This is a genomic window from Candidatus Kryptonium sp., assembly GCA_025060635.1.
In the GTDB taxonomy this organism is placed as follows: domain Bacteria; phylum Bacteroidota; class Ignavibacteria; order Kryptoniales; family Kryptoniaceae; genus Kryptonium.
This window is the reverse complement of sequence record JANXBN010000153.1, coordinates 1-503: the sequence shown is the minus strand read 5'-3', so window position 1 is coordinate 503 and position 503 is coordinate 1. Positions and strand designations below refer to the sequence as shown.

Sequence of the window (503 nt, the reverse complement as noted above, 5' to 3'; positions counted from 1 at the left end):
CTGAAAGAACGTCATCCAGATCTGTTTGAGAAAGCGAAGAAATACGAAAGCGAGCGCGGCGGCGAGAACTTTTACTGGCGGCAGCGCGAGAGCCTGGCGGAACTGGAGCGTCCTGAGCGGATCGAACAGATCAAACGAGAGCACGCGCTTCGTCTCGAAGAAGAGCGGCGGAGGCGTCCGGGTCGTCCGCTGATCGAATTGATCGGAGCGGTTCTGGACGCAGAAGATGACGAACGGGGATGCGATATTTGCCATTTGTAATGGATTTGATCCTGATTTGATCATTTTTCGTTAAGACTTTCTTTAGTATCATGAACGAAGCGCACACGAATAGGGCGCACTGCGGAGTTCGTGCGCTTACGAAGACGCTGTAGACTCAGTTCTTTAGCCGCGACGTACAGGTTCAGCAACGTCTCGGAACCGGGTGCGAAGCGCATCTGGCGTGCCCGTGGCGTTGCGACTCAGCAACGTTGCATCAAGCGCTCACGCTCATACGAGTGTGC

1 protein-coding gene is annotated in these 503 nt (G+C 54.7%); it reads left to right on the top strand.

Annotated features, from left to right (window positions below):
- Nucleotides 1–261 (top strand): phosphoadenosine phosphosulfate reductase (locus NZ923_10875; GenBank protein MCS7230509.1); only part of this gene is annotated, 261 nt, incomplete at its 5' end.
- Between the last annotated feature and the right edge of the window lie 242 nt (nucleotides 262–503).